Origin of the sequence: Novosphingobium sp., assembly GCF_032093395.1 — a bacterium.
Lineage (GTDB): Bacteria > Pseudomonadota > Alphaproteobacteria > Sphingomonadales > Sphingomonadaceae > Novosphingobium.
Window position 1 is genome coordinate 64078 of the sequence record NZ_DAMDBA010000006.1, and the last position, 6770, is coordinate 70847.

Here is a 6770-nt window from a genome sequence, read left to right on the forward strand (position 1 = left end):
GCGTCAATCGACATTTCGGAGAAAACTGCCGCTTCAGCTCCCCTCGGGCTTGCTTTCCTCCAGCGGCAGGCTGGGCGCGATCGGCAGGGTATCGGGGAGGGGCGGGTGGGCGGGATCGAACTCGCCCAACGTCACGTAGGGCGCCAGTTCCGGGACTTTCTCGCGCATCTGTCGGGCCACGGCGGCAGCGAAAAGCCAGGCGCCGTAATTGTCGTTGTGCGTCCTGTCCTTGCCATTTTCGGCGAAGGCGCGGGGCGAGACTTCCGGGCCGAGCGCTTCCATGATCGCGATGCTGTCGCGGTTGAGATCGATCAGGGGCACGTTTTCGGTGGCCGCCACTTTGCGCACCGCTTCCGCATAGGCGCCGAGCGTGTCCTTGATCTTTCCGGCCCCATCGAAATTGCGCCGCTCCGGGGAAGTCACCAGAACCGGATGGGCACCGCGCGCGCGTGCCTCGGCGACATAAGCCCGCAAATAGGCTGGATAAGTTTGCACCGGGTCGAGATAGGTCATCGGCCATTCGGCCTTCTGGTCGTTGTGGCCGAACTGGACGAACAGCCAGTCGCCCTTGCGTATCTGCGACAGCACTTTGGAGAAGCGCAATTGTGCGAGGAAGGACTTCATCGTCGCGCCGGATTTCGCATGGTTGGCCACCACGACATGATCGTTCAGCATCGCGGGCAACATCTGCCCCCAACTGGCGAACGGCTCCGTATACTGGTCCGCGACGGTCGAATCACCTGCCAGGAACAGGCGTGGCGCCTCGGCCCGCTCTACATGGATGGCGGAAACGCGCGGTTGACCCAGGAACTCGAGGGTCAGCTTGTCGTCCCAACTGAAGCTGGCGAGATCCCGCTCGTCCAGCGATACGGCCTGTCCGGAGCGCGGGGCATTGGCCGGGGGCGCGGGCAGCCGCGCGTCGCGCACATCGACCAGGAAACTGCGCGACACCGCCTGTCCGCGTCTGGTCGCGACATCGCGCAGCATCAGGCGGCGGCTCTCGGCCTTGACGGTGGTGCGCCCCGCGCTGCGCTTGTCGCCCAGTGTCAGGGTAACGCGGTACGTCCCTTCGGGCAGCGATATCGAATAGACGAAGCCGCCTGACGCATCGCGCCGCTCCACACCGTTTCCGCCAGCCCTGAAGCCGGGCATCTCGGCAAGGGTCTTTCCGGAGAGATCGATGTCGATGGTGGGATTCACGGCGGCGGGCATGCTTGTGGCCAGGGCCAGAGCCATACTGCACGACATTTCAGGTGATCCTCTGCTGGGCGGACGCGCTCGATCATCGTCCCATATGGCGGTTCCGAACGGCATATAACGGGAGCACGGCAAGTCAATCCATCGCGCGGCGAAACTCTCGCTCTTTCCATCGCTTTCCAGCCGCGTCCCACCTGCAAATAAGGATGACTCGTCAACTCATAGCGATTTTGACTGGAATTGAGCGAGAACGAGGTATATTGTAAAACTCAATCCCACATAGTGGGCGAATGTTCGGACAAGAACAGAAACTGGGAGTGAGGAAAATGGGAAGGGCTTTCTCGAAATCCGTCATGCGCAACCGCGCTTCGGTGCCGGCGCTGATCGCGGCATGTCTTTTCGCGATGCCGCAGATGGCTGCCGCGCAGGACAGCGCAACAGATAATACCCCCAGCCCTTCCGAAATCATCGTCACCGGCTTTCGCGCTTCTCTCGATGCGGCGCTGGCCGACAAGCGCGTCGAGACCGCCGCGATCGACACCATCAAGGCCGAGGATCTCGGCAAGTTTCCCGATTCCAACCTCGCCGAATCGATGCAGCGCATCCCCGGCGTCGCGCTCCAGCGCGGTGACGGCGGCGAGGGCAAGAACATCTCGGTTCGCGGCCTGGGCGCGGACTTCACGCGCGTGCGCATCAACGGCATGGAAGCCGCCGCGCAGACCGGCGGATCGGACATCTACGGCGCCGGCAACAACGGCCGCAGCTTCGACTTCAACGTGTTCCCGACCGAAATCTTCTCGGCCCTGACCGTGCGCAAGACGCCTTCCGCCGATATCGAGGAAGGTTCGCTGGGCGCCACGGTGGACCTCAGCGCGCCCAAGCCGATGGACCAGAACAAGGACTTCGTGTTCTCCGCCACGGGCCGCGGCGTATGGAACGAACTGTCCAAGAAGGTCGATCCGCGAGCCTCGGCGCTGGTTTCCAAGCAGTTCGGGGACAGCGGCTTCGGCATCCTCGGTTCGCTGGCCTACCAACGCCGCCACACGCGCGAGGTCGGTTACTCGGCGGTGGACATCCTGTCGGCCAACCAGAACGGCATGTTCTGCTCTCCCCTGGGCTTCGCGCCGCAGAACCCGGCGAACAGTGCCACGAACGGCACCACTGCGACCAACTGCTCCACCGGCAATCCGCGCACGGGCACGACTGCGGCCTACCAGACCGTGTACGATGCCCGCCGCGACGACTTGCCCAACACGCCCGGCAGCGGCGCGTTCTTCCCGCGCATCCCGCGCTACATCAATTCCGCGCAGACCCAGGAACGCATCGGCGGCACCCTGACGCTGCAATACAAGCCCGACGACGACACCGATATCTCGCTCGACCTGCTCTATTCGCGCTTCAACGTGACGCGTGACGACAATTACATCCAGGCAATCTCGTTCGGCCGCTCCGGGTCGAACCAGGGCTATCCGATGATGTCGCTGAAGGACGTGCAGCTTTCCGACCTCGGCTCGGTGGAATATGCCCTGCTGGACGGCGTGGACGTGCGTTCGGAAGGCCTGCATTCGAAGTATTCGACCACTTTCAAGCAGGCGAACTTCAATTTCATGCGCCGGTTCAACGACCGGTTGACCGTCGATGCTAAGGTTGGCCTCAACGAGTCGGTGTGGAAAGACAAGATCCGCATGCAGTACTTCATGGATGCGCTGGATACCGACAACTTCTCGATCGACTATACCGGCGGCGGCCGCACCCCGGTGCTGGGCTTCGGTTTCGACGTGTCCGATCCGAACAACTTCCTCTACGGCCCCACGCCGGGCGCGGGCATCGTCACGGGCGGTTTCAGTCTCCAGGGCAAGCCGGCCAGCAACACCACCAAGGGTATGCTGGGCGAGATGAATGCGCACTACGAGTTCTCCGACGCCTTCAAGCTCCACTTCGGCGGCCAGTTCCGTTCGAGCGACTTCCAGCAGCGCTTCACCACGTACTACACCGCCGACACCCTGGTGCAGACCCTGCCGGCGGGAACCTCGCTGGCCAGCTTGACCAAGCAGATCACCGGGGTAGACAGCCTGTGGGGCAACGGCGCGCCAGGCAGCTGGGCGAGCCTGGACTGGCAGAAGCTGGCCGATACCTACAACCTCTTCGACGCGCGCACCTGCACCGGTTGCGGAGAGACCAACCCCGGCGTGAAGGAGCAGCAGAGCAGCGCCTTCGTGATGGGCACCTTCGACTTCTCCGACGCGGTGGGCTTCGGCCTGCGCGGCGATGTGGGCGTGCGCTACATCCACACCTGGCAGCGCTCATCCGGCTTCATCAACTTGTCCGATCGCACGTCGCCCACCGGCCTTACCGGCCAGTACCGCGCCGTCACGCGCAGCTATGACGACTGGCTGCCGTCCGCCAACATCGTGGTAGAGCCGGTGCAGAACCTGCTGTTGCGCTTCTCGGCGGCCAAAGTGCTCTCGCGCCCGGCGCTCACCCAGCTGGTGCCCACGGTGGGCATCAATGCCACGACGCGCTCAGGCTCGCTGGGCAACCCGCTGCTCGAACCGATCCGCGCCAATACTTTCGACGCGGCGGTGGAATGGTACTTCCGCCCCGGCTCGCTGCTTTCGGCCGCGTTCTTCTACAAGGACATCAAGACTTACGTGCAGAGCGTGAATTCGCTGGTACCGTTCAGTTCACTGGGCCTTCCCAACGAATTGCTGACCGGCAGCAACACGACGCCCGACGAACTGTTCAACATCGCCACGCCCACCAATACGCCGGGCGGCCCGCTCAAGGGTATCGAGCTGAACGCGCAGATCCCGTTCAGCTTCGCCTCCGGCTTCATCAGCCACTTCGGCGTGCTGGCGAACTACACGCACGTCATGTCGAAGATCAATTACTGCCTCTCCAGCGCGGGCGGCGTCTGCACGGTCACCACGCGTGACGACCTGGTGGGACTGTCGAAGGACACCGCTTCCGGCACGCTCTACTGGGAGAACGACAAGTTCTCGATCCGCGGCACCATCAACTATCGCGGACCGTTCATTCGCGGCATCCCCGCTTCGCCGGGCAGCGATCTGGTGGGCAACCACGCGACGACCTTCGTCGACGCCTCGGCCTCCTACAATATCTCTGACTCGATCAAGCTGATCGTCGAGGGCACCAACCTCACCGACGAGCAGAACAGCCTCTACACCGATAGCCAGCGGCAGGACACGCTGTTCCAGACCCGCGTCGGCCGCACGATCTCTGCGGGCGTCAATGTGAAGTTCTGATCTTGAAGAATACGGCGGGGCCCTCCCACGCCGGAACTATCGGCTCCCGGATCCTCCATCCGGGAGCCGCTTTTTCAGGTGTCCAGAGCGGCGAGCAACTTGCGGTCGATGCGAACCAGCGAGCCGTGCCGCGCGCCTTGCGGCATGACCAGGCGGTCGCTGACATCCTGCCAGTCCACCATATCGCGGGTGGATTTCGCGCCCCAGCGGCCGTCACGATAGACATCGTAGTAGCAGACGAGTTCGGCGCCGATCCGGGTGGTCATCGGGCCTTCCACCCACGAGGGCGTGAAAACCTCGCCCAGCGGCGCGAACGGCCCCAGCGGGCTACGAGCGGAGGCGGCGCGAAGCCACTTGCGCGGCGGATCGAGGGTTTCGTCCTTCACCACCAGCCAGAGGCCGCCGTTCGGGACTTGCGCGAAAGTGCCGTCGATCACGCTGAAGCCGGGATCGTAGAGCACTTGCGGCGCGGCGAAGCTCTCGAAATCGGCGGTGGTGGTGTACCAGAGGCGGTGGTTGTAGCCGCTTTCGGAACTGCCGGCCGTCTCGGTGAAGCGGCCCTCCACCGTGCTCGACCAGAAGATCACGGTGCGGCGCGTGGCGGGATCGTAGATCGCCTCGGGCGCCCAGCAGTTGCGGGTGCCGGGAACGGAGGCCATGACCGGGATCGCGCGCTGGGGTGTCCAGTTCACAAAGTCGCGCGTGGTGGCATGGCCGATCGTCACGCCTTCCCAGGCCGTGGTCCAGATGCAGTGCCACGGCGCGTCCGCCCCCTCTCCGCGCCAGAGGAAGGGGTCGCGCAGCAGCTTCTTCTCGCCCACCTGCGGCACCAGGAAGGGCTTGCCGCCACCAAGCGCGCGGAAGGTGAAGCCATCCTCGCTCACTGCCAGTTTCAGCCCGTCCGCCTCTCCCTTTCCGGTGCTGAAATAGGCGAACAGCAGCGGGCCTTCCGGCTCGGACGGGGCGATCCGCGTGGTCGCGCAGCCGGCCAGCGCCGTAGCGCCGATGCACAGCGCGCGACGGTCCAGCAGCAGGCTCATCGCCGCGCCTCCTTCGGCGGGGTGAGCCGGACATGGGTGGGGCTATCGCGGTCCACGGTGATCACGCCGTCCTTCTCCTTCAGTTCCGCGATCTGGAGCACGCTGCGGCGGTTCCAGTCGGGGTTCGCCTTGGCTTCGTCCTCGCCGCCCTGATGTACGAAGTAGACGATATAGGCCCGGTCGCCGGAGACGATCACGTCGGGGTGCTGCCCTTTGGCGCGGTCGGTCGGTGCCTGTCCGGGCGTGGCGAGGATGTGGCCGGGCTGGGTGGTCCAGTGTTCGCCCCCAAGGTCGTCGACGTCCGAGCGCATGACCAACAGGCCTTTCCAGGCATCGGAAACCAGCCACCAGCGGCCCTTCCACCTGAACGCCTTGGGGCCTTCGCCGGGCGTGGTGGTGAGGCGGTCCTTCACGCTCCAGTGGATCAGGTCCGTGCTGTCCGCCGTGCGGATGGCCTTGCCCATGCGCTCGTCGTTGAAGAACAGGCGATAGCCGCCCTTCGGCAGCGCGATAACGCTGGCGTCGATCACCCGGTCGGATCCGAGGTCGAGCCTCTCGCCGCAAGTCCAGGACTTAAGGTCGTTGCTGGTGAGGTGGACGATGAAGCGCGGCGCATTCCAGTCGCGGAACACGCCGGGCACCACCGTCAGCCACATGTGCCACTGGCCATTGAAACGCTCGATATCCGGCGCCCAGAGCGTTTCGCCGGTGCAGCTTGCGGGAAGCCTCGCGGTGCCCCCGTAGCGCCAGTGAACGCCGTCCTTCGACCTTGCGGTGCCGATCGCGGTGCCGTGGACCCAGCGCACGTCCTTCTCGTCCTCCATCGGCAGGTCGGCGCGGCGGTTGGTGTAGAACATCACCCATTCGCGCGTGGCGGGATCGTAGACCGTGCTGGGATCGGCGGCGCCGTCATGCACCGGATCGCGGAACAGCGGCTTGGGCGCGACCTCGGCGCCAGAGGCGGTGGTGGTGGCGGCCGCCAGCAGGAGCAGCGAGGCGCCGATCATGCGGCGCTTCCGGAGCCGGCAAAAGTTCGAATGATTTTCAGCATGTTCCGCTTCATAATGAGACCTTCCGGGGAGAGTGCAAGATGTCGAGTGATCGCCGTAAATTTCTGGGTTCGTTGAGCGCTCTGGCTGCCGCGCCCCTCCTGCCTGGCCGGGCTCTGGCTGCGGCGGGCGGAAGCGGGGGCGCTGCCGACGAACGCTTCCCGATCTGGCCCGGATCGCCGCCGGGGCTTCCCCAGGGAGGGGTGACCGAGGAGCGC

Annotated in this window: 4 protein-coding genes; 1 reads left to right on the forward strand and 3 read right to left on the reverse strand. The window is 64.8% G+C overall.

Going from position 1 to position 6770, the window contains the following annotated elements:
- Positions 1-33: 33 nt before the first annotated feature.
- The gene (locus RT424_RS03800; protein ID WP_313434634.1) at positions 34-1248 is read right to left on the reverse strand and encodes a rhamnogalacturonan acetylesterase; all 1215 of its coding nucleotides are present in this window, start codon (positions 1246-1248) and stop codon (positions 34-36) included.
- A gap of 275 nt (positions 1249-1523) precedes the next feature.
- On the opposite strand from RT424_RS03800, the gene RT424_RS03805 reads away from it, so the two are divergent.
- Positions 1524-4463 carry a TonB-dependent receptor gene (locus RT424_RS03805; RefSeq protein ID WP_313434635.1) on the forward strand — a complete coding sequence of 980 codons (2940 nt, stop codon included), beginning with the start codon at positions 1524-1526 and terminating at the stop codon, positions 4461-4463.
- A gap of 74 nt (positions 4464-4537) precedes the next feature.
- Here the strand turns inward: RT424_RS03805 and RT424_RS03810 are convergent, their stop codons facing one another.
- A complete protein-coding gene (locus RT424_RS03810) occupies positions 4538-5503 on the reverse strand; it encodes a glycoside hydrolase family 43 protein (RefSeq protein ID WP_313434636.1) in 966 nt (321 codons plus the stop codon).
- A complete protein-coding gene (locus RT424_RS03815) occupies positions 5500-6510 on the reverse strand; it encodes a family 43 glycosylhydrolase (protein WP_313434637.1) in 1011 nt (336 codons plus the stop codon). Before RT424_RS03815 ends, RT424_RS03810 begins: the two co-directional genes overlap by 4 nt.
- Between the last annotated feature and the right edge of the window lie 260 nt (positions 6511-6770).